Below are 17,639 nucleotides of genomic sequence, written 5' to 3'. Positions count from 1 at the left end.
TAGGCCAACCTGTCTAGAAACTACTGGACGGTAAGTTCATAATGGACGACATGAAGCCTGACTACGACGTCGTGATCATCGGTTCGGGGTTCGGTGGCAGCGTGAGCGCCCTACGACTCACCGAGAAGGGCTACAAGGTCCTCGTCCTGGAAGCGGGTAAACGCTACGAGGATCCCGACTTCGCCAAGACGTCGTGGAATCTGCGTCGCTTCCTGTGGGCGCCGCGGTTCGGCATGTTCGGCATCCAGCGCATCCACCTGCTGAACAACGTGATGATCCTGGCCGGCGCCGGCGTGGGCGGCGGCTCGCTGAACTACGCCAACACGCTCTACGTGCCGCGGGAACCGTTCTTCAACGATCCGCAGTGGCGCGAGATCACCGACTGGCGCTCCGAGCTGCTGCCGCACTACGACCAGGCGCAGCGGATGCTCGGCGTGGTCACCAACCCGACCGTCACCGACGCCGACCGCATCATGCAGGAAGTCGCCGAGGACATGGGCTGCCGCGACACCTGGGTGCCGACGCCGGTCGGAGTGTTCTTCGGCCCCGACGGCGAGAAGCGGCCCGGCCAGCTCCTGCCCGATCCGTACTTCGGTGGTGCCGGTCCGGCGCGCACCGGCTGCATCGAGTGCGGATCATGCATGACGGGCTGCCGCTTCGGCGCCAAGAACACCCTGATCAAGAACTACCTCGGGCTGGCCGAGAAGGCCGGTGCGCACATCGAGCCGATGACGACGGTCACCGACTTCAGTGAGCGCCCCGACGGCACATGGCAGGTCCGCACCGTGCGCACCGGCAGCTGGCTGCGGCGCACCCGCCGCACCTTCACCGCGAACCAGGTGATCGTCGCGGCCGGCACCTACGGCACCCAGCGGCTGCTGTTCAAGATGCGCGACACCGGGCGGCTGCCGAAGCTCTCCGATCGTCTCGGGATGCTCACCCGCACGAACTCCGAGTCGATCGTCGGCGCAGGCCGACTTCGTGTCGCCGACGACCTGAACCTCACCCACGGCGTGGCGATCACGTCGTCGATCCATCCGACGTCCGATACGCATGTCGAACCGTGCCGGTACGGCAAGGGTTCCAATGCGATGGGTCTGTTGCAGACGCTGATGACCGACGGTGCGGGGCCCGAGGGCACCGATGTCCCGCGGTGGAAGCAGCTGGTGCGCACCGCCCGTGAGGATCCGAGGGGCACGATGCGGCTGCTCAATCCCCGCCGGTGGAGCGAGCGCACGATGATCGCGCTGGTCATGCAGAACCTGGACAACTCGATCACGACGTTCACCAAGCGCACCCGGTTCGGCTTCCACCGCTATCTCAGCAAGCAGGGCCACGGCGAGCCGAACCCGTCGTGGATTCCGGTGGGCAACGAGGTCACCCGCCGCATCGCCAAGAAGATCGACGGCGTGGCGGGCGGCACCTGGGGTGAGCTGTTCAACATTCCGCTCACCGCACACTTCCTCGGCGGCGCGGTCATCGGTGACAGCGCCGAGCACGGCGTCATCGACGCCTACCACCGGGTGTGGAACTACCCGACGCTGTCGGTGGTCGACGGGGCGGCGATCTCCGCCAATCTCGGCGTCAATCCGTCACTTTCGATCACCGCGCAGGCCGAACGCGCCGCATCGCTGTGGCCGAACAAGGGCGAGCAGGATCTGCGGCCCGCCCAAGGGCAGCCCTACCGGCGGCTCGACCCCATCGAGCCCGCGCGCCCCGTGGTGCCCGCGGGCGCGCCTGCGGCGCTGGACTGGGGGGTGAGCGCAGAGACGGTCAATCGGCGCGATCCCACCACCGCCGACGCGCAGGGCGCCTGACGTCCGAGCCGTCCCACTAGACTGTCCGGGTGGATTCTGCTGCTCCCCGCCCGGTGCTGGTGGTCGATTTCGGTGCCCAGTACGCCCAGCTCATCGCACGGCGGGTGCGGGAGGCGCGGGTGTTCTCCGAAGTCATCCCGCACACCACGACCGTCGATGAGATCAAGGCGCGCAACCCGCGCGCAGTCGTCCTGTCCGGCGGGCCGGCCAGCGTGTACTCCGAGGGTGCGCCGCAACTCGACCCGGCGCTGTTCGATCTCGACATCCCGGTGTTCGGGATCTGCTACGGCTTCCAGGCGATGGCCCAGGCGCTGGGCGGCACCGTCGCGCACACCGGCACCAGTGAATTCGGCCGCACCGAGCTGAATGTCGTGGGCGGAGAACTGCATTCGGATCTGCCGGACAGGCAGCCGGTGTGGATGAGCCACGGTGACGCGGTCACCGAGGCGCCGGCCGGGTTCGACGTCGTGGCCACCAGTTCCGGTGCGCCGGTGGCGGCGTTCGAGAATCGGGCGCGTGGGCTGGCCGGTGTGCAGTACCACCCCGAGGTCATGCACAGCCCGCACGGCCAGCAGGTGCTCAGCCGTTTCCTGCACGAGTTCGCCGGCATCGATGCGACATGGACGCCGGCCAACATCGCCGATGCCCTCGTCGAGCAGGTCCGCACGCAGATCGGTGACGGCCGGGCCATCTGCGGACTGTCCGGCGGCGTGGACTCCGCGGTCGCAGCTGCGCTGGTCCAGCGAGCGATCGGTGACCGGCTGACGTGCGTGTTCGTCGACCACGGCCTGCTGCGCGCCGGCGAGCGCGCTCAGGTCCAGCGCGACTTCGTCGCCGCCACCGGCGCCAACCTCGTCACCGTCGACGTCGCCGACCGTTTCCTCGAAGCACTGTCCGGGGTGACCAACCCCGAAGGCAAGCGCAAGATCATCGGCCGCGAATTCATCCGGGCGTTCGAAGGCGCCGTGCGGGATGCGTTGGGGGCGGCCGAAGGGGACGTCGAGTTCCTGGTGCAGGGCACGCTGTATCCCGACGTCGTGGAATCCGGTGGCGGCACCGGCACGGCGAATATCAAGAGCCACCACAATGTCGGTGGACTGCCGGGAGACCTGAAGTTCAAGCTCGTCGAACCGCTGCGGTTGCTGTTCAAGGACGAGGTCCGTGCGGTCGGACGCGAACTCGGGCTGCCCGAGGACATCGTTGCGCGCCAGCCCTTCCCGGGTCCCGGTCTGGGCATCCGGATCGTCGGCGAGGTCACCGCGGACCGCCTCGACACGCTGCGCCGCGCCGATGCCATCGCTCGCGAGGAGCTCACCTCGGCCGGCCTGGACCACCAGATCTGGCAGTGCCCGGTGGTACTTCTCGCCGACGTGCGATCGGTCGGGGTGCAGGGCGACGGCCGCACCTACGGGCATCCGATCGTTCTGCGGCCGGTGTCGAGCGAGGACGCGATGACCGCGGATTGGACCCGCGTGCCCTACGAGGTGCTGGAGCGAATCTCCACGCGCATCACCAATGAGGTGCGCGAAGTGAACCGGGTTGTGATGGACATCACAAGCAAGCCGCCCGGCACGATCGAGTGGGAGTGAGCACTCCTACTCGCCCGTGCCACTGCCGTCGGTGTCGGTCTTCTCGCTTTTCTCGATGAGATCCCCGAGCATTGTCGCGACCGTCGTCTCGACCGCGGACTCGATCGAAAACGCCAGTGTCGCACTGACCGCACTCACCGCCTGGGTCCGGAACCGCACCAAGGTGGTGATCAGTTCGGCGACGGTGACGTCATCCGGCATCGCGGCTCCGGGGTTGATCTTGTCGACCACCTCCTCGAGGCCGGCCCGCACCAGGATCGCGCTGATCTGATCGAGTAGCGGACTGACCTGCTCGTGGATGTCGATGAGCTTGTCGTACGCCACGCCGAATCGGTGGATCTCGGCCAGGACCTCGACCAGGGTAGGCCGCACCACCGTGGCGTGATCGCCGTCGACGCGGATGATGTCGAGGGCGACCATGCGGTCGAACGCGGCGTCGTCGCCGACGGTGTCGCGGGCCTCGGCGAGTGCCATCCGCTGCGGCTTCTCGGTGGCCCAGCTGCCCGCGATCGCGGACTCCAGACCCAGCATGTCCCCGATGTTCTTGCCCTGCTCCCACGCCGAGAGCATCTCGTTGACGTGGGCGATGTTGTAGCCGCGGTCGAGCAGCGACGTGATCAGACGCAGCCGGGTCAGGTGGGTGTCGTTGAACAGCGCGATCCGGCCCACCCGCAACGGCGGGTGCAGCAGACCGCGGTCCCGGTAGACGCGCACATTGCGGGTCGTCGTCCCACCCAGCCGAGCCAGCTCGTCGATCCGGTACTCGCCGGATTCGGTGACACCGTGTGGATGCACCGCAGCGTCGAACAGCTGCGACACCGCGGCTTCGACGACGTCACGCGAACCGCGGCGGATACGTCGCAGGATCGTCGGGATCGGTCCGCTGGACTTCGGCTGGGACATCTCGGTCGGGAACTTCGGTCAGGCGGTGGACGACACGGCGCGCACCTGCGCCCCGTGTGCCACCGCGGCATAGTCGTCGAACCGGAATTGGCGCATCTGTCGAAGATACTGTGTCGCCAGTCCCGGGTACATCGACGCGTTGAAGCCGTCGGCCGTCAGATACCAACTGCTGCAGCCCGACATCCAGGTCGTCTTGGTCAACCGCTGCTGGATGGCGGCGTTGTACCGGCGCTGCACGTCGGCGCGCACGTCGAGGTACCGCAGGTTCTGCGCCAGGATCGTGGTGATACCGGCGACCGCGTAGTCGATCTGCCCCTCGATGTAGACCAGCAGCGAGTTGTGGCCGGGCCCGGAGTTCGGGCCGGTCATCAGGAACAGGTTGGGGTAGCCGTGCACGCTGGCGCTCTTGTGCGCCTCGGCATGTGCCGCCCAGTCCTGTTGGAGCGAGCGGCCCCCCAGTCCGGTGACGGGAAACGGTGGGCCGGACAGGTGGACGTCATAACCGGTGGCGAACACGATCGCGTCGAGATGGTGTTCGATCCCGTCGCTGGTGCGGATACCGGCTGGGCTCAGCGTCGCGATCGGCCAGTCGATGAGTTTGCAGTTCTCCTTCTGCAACGCGGTGTAGTAGTCGTTGGAGATCAGCATCCGCTTACATCCGGGAGTGAAGTCCGGGGTGAGCTGGCGACGCAGCCACTTGTCCTTGATCCGCAGGCGCAGATGCGCGCGACCCAACGCCGACACCAATCCGGTCAGCGGGGTGTTCCACACCAGGGCGGCCGCGCACGCCTCGTGCCCCCAGAACAATGCCTGACGTGTGAGCTCCTGTGCGGCAGGGACTTTGGCGAACAGCTGCTGGACCGAATCGGGGATGCCGACATCGGGACGGGGCAGCACCCAGCCGGGGGTGCGTTGGTACACCTTGACGAAGGCGGCGTCCTTGACCAGTTCGGGAACGAGTTGCACGGCGCTGGCGCCGGTGCCGATCACGCCGATCCTCTTGCCGGTGACGTCGAAATCGTGGTCCCACGAGGCGCTGTGGATCTTGGTGCCCTTGTACGTCTCGATCCCGCGGATGTCAGGCAGGCTGTGATCGGCCAGCGGGCCCGATGCCAGCACGACGGTGCGGGCGCAGATCTTCCTGCGGCCGTTCGTCGTTGCCGTCCACACTCCGGTGTCCTCGGCGAAGCTCAGGCCGGTGACCTCCGTACCGAATCGGATCAGCCGGCGCAGATCGTGCTGATCGGTGAGATCTCGGATGTGGTCTCGGATCTCGCCGCCGGACGGGTACATCCGCGACCAGGCCGGGTTACGGGCGAACGAGAACGAATACAGCATCGTCGGGATGTCGCAGGCCACCCCGGGGTAGGTGTTGTCACGCCAGGTCCCGCCGACATCGTCGGCGCGTTCGACGATGACGATGTCGTCGACCCCTGACTTCTTCAGCTTGATGGCTGCTCCCAGCCCGGTGAAGCCGGCGCCGACGATCAGGGTGTCGTGGATGTGTGTCTGGGCCATGGGTCAGGCCGCCGGCTCGTGCGTGAGCTCCTTGAACCAGGAGGGGATGGGCCGCAACAGCATCTTCGGGTAGTAGTCGGACGCCCACACCATGGGGTTGGCGAGCCAGTGGTAGGGGTTGCGGGGGTTGATCACTGCGCGTCCGTGGTACTTGAGCAGCTGGTACGTCGGTACCCGCCAGGTCTTTTCGCCGCGCTCACCCAGGGTCTGGAACCGCTTCATGGCGTTGTACAACTTTTCGGGCTGTAGGCCCATGTCGATGATGTTGTTGCGCATCCGGTTGAGCAGCGGGACATACATGATCATGCCCATGATGAGAGCGGGGGAGGCGATGTTGCCGACGAACTGCACGATCAGACGGCGCAGGTCGCTGTGGCCGATCATGTCGAGCACCGCGAAATCAACTGCGATGTGCCGGGATTCGTCATTGTTGATCTTCTCGAACACCTGGTGGCAGACGGGGTCGTGCACCTCTTCGAGCAGGAACTTCAGCAGCGCCCCGTCGAGGGCCACCTCGAGCATCGGGATCACGGTGCCGAGAATCGACAGCGACATGTCGTCGGAGTAGGCGTCGAGCCAGTCGATGGCCAGCCGGATGTTGACGTTCGGTTCCGGCATCTCGTCGCCGTCGAGCATGCCCCACCGCTTCATCAGCGCCAGTTCGGCATTGGCATGGCGCTGCTCCTCGGCGTGAAAGTACCGGTAGATCTCGGCGATCGTCGGCGTGGGGGCCTTCTTGGCCAGCGCGGCGAACCCGCGGGCTCCGACGTTCTCGATCCAGCACAGATCGGCCATGAACGCCTTGAGCTTGGGCCGCATCTCGTCGGTGATCGTCTCGGCGCCCGGTGCGTTCCAGTCGATGTCGGCCAGTGCCCACTGCCTGTCCTTGATCTTGGCGAGCATGGCGTCCATGTCCATCGTGGCGTGTGCCATCGGTGTCTCCTCCTAGGTGGTGACGCGAGTGATCAGGCCGGCGGCGCGGGTGTACACCGTCGGGGTGAAACGTTTGATGCCCCAGCCGATCCGGGCTTCGGGCTGCGGCATGCAGTACAGGCCGCCGCGGTCGAGGGTGTCCAGGCAGGTGCGGGCCACCCGGTCGGGGGAGAAGCCGATCCAGCGCATCAGGTTGTCGGCGAGATGGGTGGAGCGGTCGGAGATTCGGCCTGCGCTGACGATGTTCGTCTTGACGAACGTGGGACACAGCGCGGTCACGGTGACGCCGGTGCCGGCGAGTTCGGCCGACAACGTCTCCGACAGGGACAGCGTGCCCGCCTTGCTCACGTTGTAGGCCGCCATCCCTGGCGCGGCGCCGAATGCGGCTGCGGAGGCGACGTTGACGATGCCTGCGGGGCGGCCGGCCGCGCGCAGGATCGGGGCGAACACGTGGCAGCCGTGGATCGGCCCCCACAGGTTGACCCCGAGCACCCACCTCCAGTCGGCGAGCTCGATCTCCCCGATCGGAGCGCCACCGGCGCCGACGCCGGCGTTGTTGACGACGACGGTGGGCGCACCGCCGAAGAACGAGTGGGCAGCGTCGGCGAGCCGGTACACGTCATCGATGTCGGTGACGTCGCAGCGGACAGCCGAGGCGTCGATTCCGGTGCTGCGGAGCGTGTCAGCCGTGGCCGTGGCAGCGTCGAGATCGATGTCGCTGCACAGCACCCGGCCGCCGCGGCGAGCCAGCTCGGTGGCGAACGCAGCGCCGATACCGCTGCCCGCACCGGTGATCACCGCATCGGCACGGTGGCTGCGTCTGGTTCCGAAGACGATCATCTAGCCGGCCCGCTCGATCATGGGCTGGGCCAGGACATCGGCGATGAAACCGGCGACGTCGCGCATCGCGGGCACCGCTTCGGGGGTGAGGCGGGGCAGGGCCTGGAAGACGTGGACCTGGTCGGGCCAGATCTGCAGGTGGGCTTCGCCACCGGCGACCCGCAGGTCTTCGGCGAGCGCGATCGCATCGGCGGCGAGCATCTCGGCGCCGCCGGCCTGGATCAGCGCCGGGGGCAGGGTCCGCCCCTGAGCCACCTCGAGTTTCAGTCTGGGGTGAGTGTGTTCGATTCCCCGGCAATACAACTCGACCAGTCGAGCAGCGTCGCGAGAGCGGATCGCGGGGTCGGGGCGGGTGCGTTCGCGGGTCCGGGCCAACCCGAACGTGAGGTCCAGCAGCGGTGACAACAACACCATGCCCGCAGGGTGGTGGACGTCTGGCTGCAGCAGCAGATCGACGGTGAGGTGGCCGCCGGCTGAATCGCCGGCGATCACCGTGCGTTCGGGGGCGATTCCGTGCTCACCGGTGAGCCACTCCCAGCCCCGGCGGACATCGTCGGCGGCAGTGGGGAATCGGTGCTGCGGCGCCAGCCGGTAATCGATGCTGAAGACCCCGATTCCGGTCAGTCGGGAGAGCCAGGACGCCAGCCTCCGGTGGGTGCGGGTCGAGCAGAGCGCGAAACCGCTGCCGTGGACGAAGTAGATCGCTCGGGTGGTGTCGCGGGGAACGCCTCGGCCCCAGACCCATTCGCCGACGACGCGCCCACCGTCAGGGGTGCGGACGTCGACGGGTTCTGTCCGGGTGCCGGCGAGGGAGGGGCCGAAGGTGTCCATCAGCCGGGCCACGATCTGCCGCGAGGTCCACAGTCCCCATGGTTGATCGGGCGAAAGGACCAGACTCAGCTGACGCAGGGTCAGTCCGGCGAGTGCGGCGGCACTGCGGGACCGGTGGGACCCGCGGTGGGTCAGGTCGGTGGCGATCTCTCCGATGAGCATTGGAGGGATACAACATCCAATGCTGACATTTGTCAATGACACTATTCGACGATGGCAGGTTGGGTTTGGTTGACGATGTCGGTGGGTGGGTGTTTACTGGCGGCATCGAACAAACATTCGAACATCGAGTGAGGCGGATGATATGCACGGTGCAGTTGTGACAGGGGTGAAGGCGGTGAATCGATGCCCTGTCACCCGTGCTGACCAGCTGGAACAGCTTCGTCGGCAGATGGCGTCGGTGTCGGGGAAGGTAGGGGCCGGCCGTCGGTCCGCGCCTGTGGCGGCAGCCCCGGAAACGGTCGCACAGCCTGACAATAGTTTGCTGGAGGTGTCGGATCTGGGGGTGCTGCCACGGGGAACCGTGGCGGTGGTGTCGGGCGCGCGGTCGCTGGAGTTGAAGATCGTCGCCGCCGTGACGGCCGAGGGGGGCCACGTCGCGATCATCGGCCAGCCGGACGTGGGTCTGCTCGCGGCGGTGGAGATGGGGGCGGATCTGAGCCGGATCGCTGTGATCCCGGAGCCGGGGGCCGACCCGGTCGAGGTGGCGGCCGTGCTGATGGACGGGATGGATCTGGTGGTGCTCGGCTTGGGGGGCCGGTCGGTGCCGCCGTCCCGGGCCAGGGCGGTGGTGGCTCGTGCGCGCCAGCGGGGGTGCACGCTGCTCGTCACCGACGGCATCTGGCAGGGTGCTTCCACTCGGTTGGAAGCCGCGGTCAGCGGCTTCGACATCGCCGGTCCGGGGGATGGGTCGCCTGTTCCTGGCTGCGGGCGGATCGGTCGGGTACGTCTGGCGATGCGGGCCCGGGGGCGGGTGCCGCTCAACCGGGTGGTGAACGGCTAGGTGGCCGGCTCCCGATCCTCGGGCAGGGTGCTGGCGCTCTGGTGCATGGACTGGCCGGCGGTGGCCGCTGCGGCGGCGGCCGGCCTCCCGCCCACGGTGCCGGTCGCAGTGACACTCGCCAACCGGGTGGTGGCGTGTTCGGCTGCGGCGCGATCGGCGGGGGTGCGGCGCGGGATTCGGCGACGGGAATCACAGGCCCGGTGCCCGGACCTGCATGTCGTCACCGCCGACCCGGCACGCGACGCCCGGCACTTCGAACGGGTGACCGTTGCCGTTGACGAGCTCGTGCCTAGAGCGGAGGTGCTGCGTCCGGGTCTGCTGGCGCTGTCGGTACGCGGGGCTGCCCGGTACTTCGGCTCGGAGCAGGTGACGGCGGAACGGTTGGTCGATGCCGTGGCCGCAGTGGGTGCCGAGTGTCAGGTCGGCGTCGCCGACCAATTGCCCACGGCCGTCTTCGCCGCGAGAGCGGGCCGGATCGTCGACCCGGGATCGGATGCCGAGTTCCTGTCGGAGTTGTCGGTCAAGGCGCTGGCCACCGAACCCAGCCTGGCCTCCGGGACCCGCGCTGAACTGGTAGATCTGTTGTGGCGCATGGGTATTCGGACAATAGGGCAATTCGCCGAGGTGTCCCGTAGTGATGTGGCGTCCCGCTTCGGCGCCGATGCGGTGGCTGCCCACCAGCTGGCGCGCGGGGAGCCCGGTCGGGGTCCCTCAGGGCGAGAACCCGATCAGGAACTCGACGTCGAGATGGACTGCGATCCGCCCATCGAGCGGGTGGACGCGGCCGCTTTCGCCGGGCGGGCGCTGGCCGGCCGGCTGCACCGCAGCCTCGAGGCGGCGGGCGTGGGCTGTACCCGACTGGCCATCCATGCGGTGACCGCGAACGGTGGCGAGCTCGAACGCGTCTGGCGATGCGCCGAGCCTCTCACCGAAGACGCCACCGCCGACCGGGTGCGCTGGCAGCTCGACGGGTGGCTGAACCGCCGGCATGAGAGCGAGCGCCCGGGTGCGCCGATCACGATGCTGCGGCTGCGGCCGGTGGAGGTGGTCTCGGCCGAGGCTCTGCAGCTCCCGCTGTGGGGCGGGATCGGCGAGGAGGACCGGCTGCGTGCGCGGCGGGCGCTCGTGCGGGTCCAGGGGTTGCTCGGTCCCGACGCGGTGAAAGTGCCGGTTCTCAGCGGAGGGCGGGGCCCCGCCGAGCGGATCACCCTCACCCCGCTCGGTGACGAACTCGTCCCCCGGGCCGACCCCGGGCAGCCGTGGCCCGGGCAGCTTCCCGAGCCGTCCCCGTCGGTGCTGCTCGACGATCCGGTGGATGTGCTCGACGCGCAGGGGAATCCGGTGCGCGTCACCGCGCGGGGATTGTTCTCCGCCGATCCTGCCCAGCTCAGCGCGCCGGGCAGGTCCGGTCGGCTGTCCTGGTGGACCGGACCGTGGCCGGTCGACGAACGGTGGTGGGACACCGCGGCGGCCGGCGGAGGTCGCACCGCGCGCGCACAGGTGCTGCTCGGCGGTGACCGGCAGGAGGCGCTGCTGCTGTGCTATCGGCAGCGCCGGTGGTACATCGAGGGCCGGTACGAGTAGCCGTCCGAAAGACAGGAGCAGAGCCATATTGGTTGCGCACAACTCAATTGCGTCCTATTGTTCAGATGAGATCTTGGTCCACCTCTGAAAGGACGACGAATGAAGACGCTCTACACCGCAGAAGCCCTGGCCACCGGCGAAGGCCGTGACGGCCACGGCCGATCCTCGGACGGTCGCCTGGACTTCGATCTGGCCATCCCGAAGGAGATGGGCGGCAGTGGCAACGGCACCAATCCCGAGCAGCTCTTCGCCGTCGGGTACGCCGCATGCTTCCACTCCGCGCTGCGACTCGTAGCGCGCCAGGACAAGGTCGACGTCTCGGATTCGGCTGTGGGCGCCCGGGTGTCGATCGGTCAGCTCGACAACGGCGGATTCGGTCTGGCTGTCGAACTCGAGATCACCCTGCCCAACGTCGACGCGGAGACCGCGCGCGAGGTGACCGAGAAGGCCCACCAGGTGTGCCCGTACTCCAACGCCACACGCGGCAACATCGACGTGAAGCTCACCGTCACCGACGACTGACACTGCGGGCGAACGTCGCGACCCGGTCGATGAAGTGGTCGAAGAACGCCGCCGCATCGACGTCGACGCCGACGAGTGCGTTGGGTTCGCGGCCCCAGTGGCCGCTCCAGTCGGCGATCGTCATGCCACGCGTCAGCGTCCCGGTCAGCTCGACGTCGACGGGGGCGGCTCGACAGGTCACCAGGTCAGGGTCGAGGGCGACCGCCGCAGCCAGCGGATCGTGCAGGTGGGCCAGGTACCCCTCACCCTGATCGTGGTGGAACTCGAAGTAGAACCGCATCGCGTCTTCGAGCACCCGGATCACGGGGTTGTCGGCGGTCGAGGCCGTACCGCGTGGGTCGTGCACCGACATCATCCGCGAGGGTGCGCCCGCGGCCTCGGCGAGCCGGCTCAGCAACTCCGGGGTCATCGCGATGTTCTCGGTGATGTTGAGCCCCAACACGATCGGCAGGTGCTCCGCACCATTCCAGGCCGCGAACACCTCGGCCGCCGATTCCGGATCGACGCTGGTGTTCCACTCCGCGACCGGGGTGGTGTTGCCGCGATAGTCGAAGGAACCGCCCATGATCACCAGGCGGCGCAGCAGCTTCGGCAGCTCTGGATCGGCGCGCACCGCCAACGCCAGATTGGTCAGAGGTCCGGTGGCCAACCCGATCAGCTCGCCGGGACGGGCGTGCGCGGCACGCACCCAGGCCTGCGCGGCGTCGTGGTCGGTGAGGCTCGCGGTGGCTGACGGAAGCTGTGCGTACCCCAACCCCCGCGGCCCGTGCGTGTCCTCGGCGGTGCGCAGCGGGATCGCCAGCGGCGCGTCCGCACCCTTGGACACCGGAACCCCTGTGACGCCGCATAGTTCGAGCAGGCCGAGGTTGTTCTCGCAGACCTGTTGCACACCGACGTTCCCTGCGGTCGAGGCAATCCCCACCACCTCGGCCTCCGCGCTGCCGAACAGGTACACCAGCGCCATCGCGTCGTCGACGCCGGTGTCGACATCGCAGAACACCGGCAGGCGCGCCGCGCTCACCAGTGCACGCCGGGCACCAGTCGCACCGCCTGCTTGACCGGCCGCGGTACCCGCACCGCCGGCACCGTCCGCCGCGGCCGCCGGGCCGGGCGCGCCGGAATCGGGCGCTGTTCGGCCACACCTCGCGCGGCCGGCGAGTCGGGGTAGCCCAGATACAGCTGGTGCAGCACACGTCGGGAGAGCCGGGGCGTGAAGTAGGTGCCGAAATCCGAGAGTGTGCCGACCGGGGTGTCGATGCGCGGCGGCTTGTCGACCAGCCCGCGGATGACCATGGCGGCCGCGTGTTCGGCGGTGATCGGAGGCATCGGGTTGAGCCTACGTGACGGAGCGATCATCGGCGTCGCAACCAGCGGCATGTGGATGTTGGTGAACGTGATGTGATCCGAAAGGGTCTCGGTGCCAACGACTTCGGAGAATGCATCCAGGGCAGCCTTGCTGGGGATGTAGGCACTGTATTTCGGGTTGCCCGCCTGGACCCCGGCGCTGGAGACGTTGACGACATGACCGAACTGCCGCTCGCGCCAGTGGGGGAGCAGGGCCAGCACCATCCGTACCGGGCCGAAGTAGTTGACCGCCATCACGCGTTCGTAATCGTGCAACCTGTCCGTCGACGCGATCACCGACCGACGGATCGACCGCCCGGCATTGTTGACCAGATAGTCGACGTGGCCGAATCGCTCGAGGATGGCGGCGACGGTGTCCTCGACCGCCGCCGAATCGGTGACGTCGCAGCAGAACGCGTGCGCCTGCCCGCCGGCGGCGCGGATCTCGGCCACCACCTCGTCGAGCGCGTCGGCGTTGCGGCCCAACGCGAACACGCATGCCCCCCGAGCGGCCACCGCGATCGCCGAGGCCCGGCCGATCCCGCTCGAGGCGCCGGTGATGATGACATGCCGACCGACCAGAGGGTCGTCGCGTCGCGCCCGGTTCGGGTCCAGATGCTGCGCCCAGTAGCGCCACAGCTTCGGCGCGTAGTCGGCGAACTCGGGCACCGTGATCCCGGTGCCCCGCAACGCCTCATCGGTGTGTGCACGGGTGAACGTCGGCTCCAGCTCGACGACGTCGAGGATCTCGGCGGGCAGGCCGAACTGGGTCGCGGCCATGTCCCGCAACACCTTTGCGCGCCCGCGGGCGTGCAGGAACGGGCCGGCCACGCCCCGTGGCAGTGACCCCACCAGCGGAGGCAGGCCGGCCGCCGGCGCCACACCGCGATAGATGCCGCGCAACCCGGTCGTCGTCGGAGCGGTCAGGTGGAACGTCTGTCCGTCGCGTCCGTCGAGGTGGCCGAGCGTCGTGATCGCGTCGACAACGTAGTCGACGGGCACGAGGTTGGTACGGCCGGCAGCAGGCAGCATCATCGGGGTGAAGCGGGGCAACGCCGCCAGCGTGGCCAGGATCGGGAAGAAGTAGTAGGGCCCGTCGACTTTGTCCATCTCGCCGGTCCGGGAGTCACCGACGACGACTGCCGGTCGGTAGATGCGGTAGCGCAGTCCGGCCGTCGACCGGACCAACAGCTCGGCCTCGAACTTCGTCTGGTGATAGGGCGTCGGCAGCTGCTGACCGACGTCGAGATCGTCCTCTGTGAACTCGCCGCGGAACGTGCCCGCCACGGCGATGGACGACACGTGGTGCAGCGTGGCGCCCAGGCGGAGGGCCAGCGCGATGACCGATCGGGTGCCCTCCACATTCGCGGCCCGCTGCTGATCCTCGGGTGCGGTGATGTCGTAGAGCGCGGCGCAGTGCATGACGTGGTCGACCTGACCGAGTGCGACGAGCTGCTGGTCATCGAGACCCAGCGCGGGTGCTGTCAGATCGCCGACCAGCGGTGACACCCGCTCGTCCCACCCTTCGGCCAGGTGTGCGAACCGGTTCAACGACTGCCCGCGCACCAGAACGTGCACCGCCTCGGTGCCCGGACGGGCCAGGAGCCGGTCCACGAGGTGACGTCCCAAGAACCCGGTACCGCCGGTAACGACATAGCGCATGCGGGACATGCTCGCCTGCTGACGGGCAAACGTCAACAACCGCACCGGGACGCAGCGGACGACGGCGGAAAGCCTAGAAGGTGCAGGGCATACTGCGGATGCCGTGGATGAAGTTGCCCACCAGGTATTCCGGTTCGCCGGCCGAGATGTCGGGCAGCTGATGCAGCAACTCACCGATGATCGCGCGCAGCTGCGCTCGGGCGAGATTCGCGCCGAGACAGAAATGCACGCCGCCACCGCCGAATCCGACGTGCGGGTTGGGGTGACGGCCGAGGTCGAGGCGCTCAGGGTGGTCGAACACCTCGGTGTCGAAATTGCCCGACGAGTAGAACATCACGACCTTCTCGCCGGCGCTGATCGGTTGCCCGGCGATCTCGGTGTCCTTCGCGGCCGTCCGGCGGAACGTCATCACCGGCGACGCCCATCGGACGAATTCCTCCACCGCCGTGCCGATCCGGTTGTCGAAGTCCTCCAGCAGCCAGGCGCGCTGGTCGGGGAAGTCGGTCAACGCCTTCAGTGCATGGCTGGTGGTCTGGCGGGTGGTGTCGTTGCCTGCCACCGCGAGCAGCACGAAGAACGCCGCGACGTCGTTGTCGGACAACCGGTCTCCGTCCACCTCGGCGTTGACCAACGCACTGAAGAGGTCGTCTCCCGGATTCTCGCGCCGTTCTGCGGCGAGTCGATTGGCCACCTGATGGACGTACATCTGCGCTTCGAACAGAACCTCCAGCGGCGGACGGCCCCCGAGGAAGACCGGGTCGGCCCAGGACACCATCGCGTCAGCGCAGTGGGCGATCTGTTGGCGCTCGGCCTCGGGGATGCCGACCATGTCCGACAGCGTGCGGATCGGCAATTCCTTGGCGCAGTACGTGACGAAATCCGCCCCGCTCCCCGCGGCGCGCAGCTCCTCGACGATCGTCGTGGCATTGGCTTTGATCGAGTCCTCGATGCGGCGGACCTGTCGCGGGGTGAAGGCGGCACTGACCAGCTTGCGGAGGAACGTGTGCCGAGGCGGGTCCATCGCCAGGAACGACTGCGACGCTTCCAGCAGTTCCTCCGGGACGTTCTCGAACAGCACGCCCCTGCCGGACAGGAACGTGTCGTTGTCCCGGCTGATCGCGACGATGTCGTCGCGGCGGGTGACCGCCCAGAAGCCGGGATCGTCGGGGTCGGCCATCAGCGAATCCTCGACCGGAGGGTGCCAGCTCACGGGTCGCTCGCCGCGAAGCGCAGCGAATGCTTGCTCCCGCTCCCGCGCCGTGGTCGCCCAGAACGCGCGGGACGACAGATCGACGGGGTCGTAGGGACGGGGGGTGGCAGCGGTCGCTGTCATGGGAGGAACCTCCATCAATATGACGCCGGTCACAAACGAATGGCTCCGACGGTATGTCTAGACAGATCGTCAGTCAAGTTGCCTAGACACTGTGCCTAGACATGGTGGCCAGCCCAGCTGTCATACTGGCGGACATGCCGTCGGTCACCCGCAGAACGCAGGCCACGCGCCAGCAGCGTCGTGAAGACATCGAGCGACGACTGCTCGACGCGACCGAGCGATTGATGCGGGACGGGGCGAGCTTCACCGAACTCAGCGTCGACCGGTTGGCCACCGAGGCGGGTATGTCCCGGGCCAATTTCTACGTCTATTTCCAGGACAAAGGCGAGCTGGTGCGCCGCCTCGCCGGCCAGGTGTTCGGTGACCTCGCCGACAGCGCAGAACTCTGGTGGGGTGTGGCCTCGCGCCGCGATCCCCGCGACATCCACGCCGCCATGTCGGGCATCATCGCCGGGTACCGGAGGCATCAACCGGTGCTGGTCGCCCTGCAGGAGATGGCCGGGTATGACCCGCTGGTGTCGTCGACGTACCGCGACCTGCTCACCTCGATCGCTGACCGCCTGACCACGGTCATCGTGGATGGTCAGAGGGACGGCACGATTCGAGGGGAACTGCCGGCCGCCACCAGCGCCAGCGCTCTGTGCTGGATGGTCGAGCGCACCTGTCAGCAGAATCTGCCGCACCGCCCTCCCGACTACGATGCCGAACTCGCGCACAGTTTGACCGAAATAGTCTGGGGGGCCTTGTATTTGAGTCCTGTCCCGCGGGGTGAGGGTTCGTCGGCTAGGTGATCGACCACATCTCGAGCAGCGTGCGCAGTGTCGCCACGAGGCTCAGTGGTTGATCGAGCATCGGGTGATGGCCGGCCACCGCCAACTGGATGAACGGTCCGCGAAGTTGCAGCACCGACTCGATGAGCTGCGCCATCTCGACGGGCACGATGCCCCGTTCGCACAGGATGTAGCCGGTGCGGCACCGCATGGCCGCGAAGATCTCCTCCAGCGGCTCCTGGTCGGTGGACACGAAGGAGTTGTCGGACAGCGCGAACACCCACGGATCGAACTTCCAGAACCAGCGCCCGTCCTGTCGACGCACCGATTCGGCGGCGATGTGGTCCGCGACGAACGGCAGCACCTCGTCCTGCGTCGGGATGGGCCGGAATCGCGAGATGATCTCCGTGCGGCTGCGGTACCCCGCAGGCTTGCGCCCACGGTTGTCCATCCGCCCTCCCTCGGGGGCGCGATCGCGCAGAGGGGTGTCGATGGTCACGATGCCCTCGATGTCGGGCCCGTGGTGGACGGCGGTGGTGGCCGCGACCCAGCCGCCCATGCTGTGGCCGACGATCAAGGGTCGAGCATCGGCGTCGTGAGCGGTTCCCACCGCGAGCGCCTCTCGAGACCACGTCTCCAGCGCGTACTCGGGTCGACGTCCGCTGTCTCCGTGGCCGCTGAGGTCCGGGGCGATGACGTAGTGCTGCCGGGACAGCAATGGTGCGACGTGATCCCACCACCCCGAATGTGCACCGCCGCCGTGGATCAGCACCAACGCCGGGCGCCGGGGGTCGCCCCATGTGCGGTAGCGCACCGTGCATCCCTCGACATCGATGCTCGAGCGCTCGGGTTTCGCGTCGAGTGCCGTGGTGAACCACGACGGCGGTTCGCCGGGACCGAGCCCGACCGCTGCCTCGGCTTCCTTGACCGCGCGGGTCACCCAGGGCCGAAGGCGCACCCACGGATGATACGTCGGCGACGGGGCCCCCT

At 68.0% G+C, this 17,639-nt stretch carries 15 protein-coding genes; 6 read left to right on the top strand and 9 right to left on the bottom strand.

The annotated features are described in order from the left end of the window. Window positions 1-50: 50 nt before the first annotated feature. Both DMB80_RS02245 and guaA read left to right on the top strand, forming a co-directional pair. Complete coding sequence (locus tag DMB80_RS02245; RefSeq protein WP_111508524.1) at window positions 51-1,817, top strand: GMC family oxidoreductase; 1,767 nt, start codon at window positions 51-53, stop codon at window positions 1,815-1,817. A 29-nt stretch (window positions 1,818-1,846) separates the two neighbouring features. Beyond that, the gene (guaA, locus tag DMB80_RS02240; protein ID WP_111508391.1) at window positions 1,847-3,406 is read left to right on the top strand and encodes a glutamine-hydrolyzing GMP synthase; all 1,560 of its coding nucleotides are present in this window, start codon (window positions 1,847-1,849) and stop codon (window positions 3,404-3,406) included. A 6-nt stretch (window positions 3,407-3,412) separates the two neighbouring features. On the opposite strand, the gene DMB80_RS02235 is transcribed toward guaA, so the two are convergent. From DMB80_RS02235 to DMB80_RS02215, 5 genes are read right to left on the bottom strand one after another with little or no spacing between them, the layout of a single operon-like run. Further along, window positions 3,413-4,309 (bottom strand): MerR family transcriptional regulator, encoded by an 897-nt coding sequence (locus tag DMB80_RS02235; RefSeq protein ID WP_111508390.1) that lies wholly within the window; start codon window positions 4,307-4,309, stop codon window positions 3,413-3,415. Between the two features lie 18 nt (window positions 4,310-4,327). Then, window positions 4,328-5,827: a flavin-containing monooxygenase gene (locus DMB80_RS02230; protein WP_111508389.1), complete on the bottom strand. Its 1,500-nt coding sequence runs from the start codon at window positions 5,825-5,827 to the stop codon at window positions 4,328-4,330. A gap of 3 nt (window positions 5,828-5,830) precedes the next feature. Beyond that, a complete protein-coding gene (locus DMB80_RS02225) occupies window positions 5,831-6,760 on the bottom strand; it encodes a hypothetical protein (RefSeq protein WP_048424649.1) in 930 nt (309 codons plus the stop codon). Window positions 6,761-6,772: 12 nt separating this feature from the next. Further along, entirely contained in the window at window positions 6,773-7,600 is an 828-nt protein-coding gene (locus DMB80_RS02220; protein ID WP_111508388.1) for an SDR family NAD(P)-dependent oxidoreductase, read from the bottom strand. Continuing rightward, entirely contained in the window at window positions 7,601-8,593 is a 993-nt protein-coding gene (locus DMB80_RS02215; RefSeq protein ID WP_111508387.1) for an alpha/beta hydrolase, read from the bottom strand. Window positions 8,594-8,750: 157 nt separating this feature from the next. Here DMB80_RS02215 and DMB80_RS02210 point away from each other — a divergent pair, with 157 nt between their 5' ends. From DMB80_RS02210 to DMB80_RS02200, 3 genes are all read left to right on the top strand, one after another. Further along, window positions 8,751-9,434, top strand: a complete 684-nt coding sequence (locus DMB80_RS02210) for a hypothetical protein (RefSeq protein ID WP_111508386.1) — start codon at window positions 8,751-8,753, stop codon at window positions 9,432-9,434. Window positions 9,435-9,479: 45 nt separating this feature from the next. Continuing rightward, window positions 9,480-11,018 (top strand): DNA polymerase Y family protein, encoded by a 1,539-nt coding sequence (locus DMB80_RS02205; RefSeq protein ID WP_111508385.1) that lies wholly within the window; start codon window positions 9,480-9,482, stop codon window positions 11,016-11,018. Between the two features lie 99 nt (window positions 11,019-11,117). Next, complete coding sequence (locus DMB80_RS02200) at window positions 11,118-11,540, top strand: organic hydroperoxide resistance protein (RefSeq protein WP_046361738.1); 423 nt, start codon at window positions 11,118-11,120, stop codon at window positions 11,538-11,540. Here the strand turns inward: DMB80_RS02200 and DMB80_RS02195 are convergent. From DMB80_RS02195 to DMB80_RS02185, 3 genes are all read right to left on the bottom strand, one after another. Then, window positions 11,527-12,561 (bottom strand): nucleoside hydrolase, encoded by a 1,035-nt coding sequence (locus DMB80_RS02195; RefSeq protein ID WP_276131511.1) that lies wholly within the window; start codon window positions 12,559-12,561, stop codon window positions 11,527-11,529. The genes DMB80_RS02200 and DMB80_RS02195 overlap by 14 nt on opposite strands. Continuing rightward, window positions 12,558-14,546, bottom strand: coding sequence for an SDR family oxidoreductase (locus DMB80_RS02190; protein WP_205538485.1), 1,989 nt, complete (start codon window positions 14,544-14,546; stop codon window positions 12,558-12,560). The genes DMB80_RS02195 and DMB80_RS02190 overlap by 4 nt, the downstream gene beginning before the upstream one ends. A 73-nt stretch (window positions 14,547-14,619) precedes the next feature. Continuing rightward, window positions 14,620-15,879, bottom strand: coding sequence for a cytochrome P450 (locus tag DMB80_RS02185; protein ID WP_111508383.1), 1,260 nt, complete (start codon window positions 15,877-15,879; stop codon window positions 14,620-14,622). 134 nt (window positions 15,880-16,013) lie between these two features. Here DMB80_RS02185 and DMB80_RS02180 point away from each other — a divergent pair, with 134 nt between their 5' ends. Further along, on the top strand, window positions 16,014-16,670 hold the full coding sequence (locus DMB80_RS02180; RefSeq protein ID WP_111508522.1) for a TetR/AcrR family transcriptional regulator: 657 nt from the start codon (window positions 16,014-16,016) through the stop codon (window positions 16,668-16,670). Here DMB80_RS02180 and DMB80_RS02175 read toward each other — a convergent pair. Next, complete coding sequence (locus tag DMB80_RS02175; protein WP_338043847.1) at window positions 16,663-17,607, bottom strand: alpha/beta fold hydrolase; 945 nt, start codon at window positions 17,605-17,607, stop codon at window positions 16,663-16,665. The genes DMB80_RS02180 and DMB80_RS02175 overlap by 8 nt on opposite strands. Window positions 17,608-17,639 lie beyond the last annotated feature (32 nt).

This window comes from Mycobacterium kyogaense (assembly GCF_003254575.1).
Taxonomy (GTDB): Bacteria; Actinomycetota; Actinomycetes; order Mycobacteriales; family Mycobacteriaceae; genus Mycobacterium; species Mycobacterium kyogaense.
Note: the sequence above shows the minus strand (reverse complement) of the source record. Positions and strands in the feature narration are given on the sequence as shown.

Excerpts from the sequence above, each read along its gene's own strand:
- DMB80_RS02245 (WP_111508524.1), top strand. The coding sequence starts at position 51 with ATGAAGCCTGACTACGACGTCGTGATCATCGGTTCGGGGTTCGGTGGC.
- DMB80_RS02235 (WP_111508390.1), bottom strand. The coding sequence starts at position 4,309 with ATGTCCCAGCCGAAGTCCAGCGGACCGATCCCGACGATCCTGCGACGT.
- DMB80_RS02230 (WP_111508389.1), bottom strand. The coding sequence starts at position 5,827 with ATGGCCCAGACACACATCCACGACACCCTGATCGTCGGCGCCGGCTTC.
- DMB80_RS02225 (WP_048424649.1), bottom strand. The coding sequence starts at position 6,760 with ATGGCACACGCCACGATGGACATGGACGCCATGCTCGCCAAGATCAAG.
- DMB80_RS02220 (WP_111508388.1), bottom strand. The coding sequence starts at position 7,600 with ATGATCGTCTTCGGAACCAGACGCAGCCACCGTGCCGATGCGGTGATC.
- DMB80_RS02215 (WP_111508387.1), bottom strand. The coding sequence starts at position 8,593 with ATGCTCATCGGAGAGATCGCCACCGACCTGACCCACCGCGGGTCCCAC.
- DMB80_RS02205 (WP_111508385.1), top strand. The coding sequence starts at position 9,480 with ATGGACTGGCCGGCGGTGGCCGCTGCGGCGGCGGCCGGCCTCCCGCCC.
- DMB80_RS02200 (WP_046361738.1), top strand. The coding sequence starts at position 11,118 with ATGAAGACGCTCTACACCGCAGAAGCCCTGGCCACCGGCGAAGGCCGT.
- DMB80_RS02190 (WP_205538485.1), bottom strand. The coding sequence starts at position 14,546 with ATGCGCTATGTCGTTACCGGCGGTACCGGGTTCTTGGGACGTCACCTC.
- DMB80_RS02185 (WP_111508383.1), bottom strand. The coding sequence starts at position 15,879 with ATGACAGCGACCGCTGCCACCCCCCGTCCCTACGACCCCGTCGATCTG.
- DMB80_RS02180 (WP_111508522.1), top strand. The coding sequence starts at position 16,014 with ATGCCGTCGGTCACCCGCAGAACGCAGGCCACGCGCCAGCAGCGTCGT.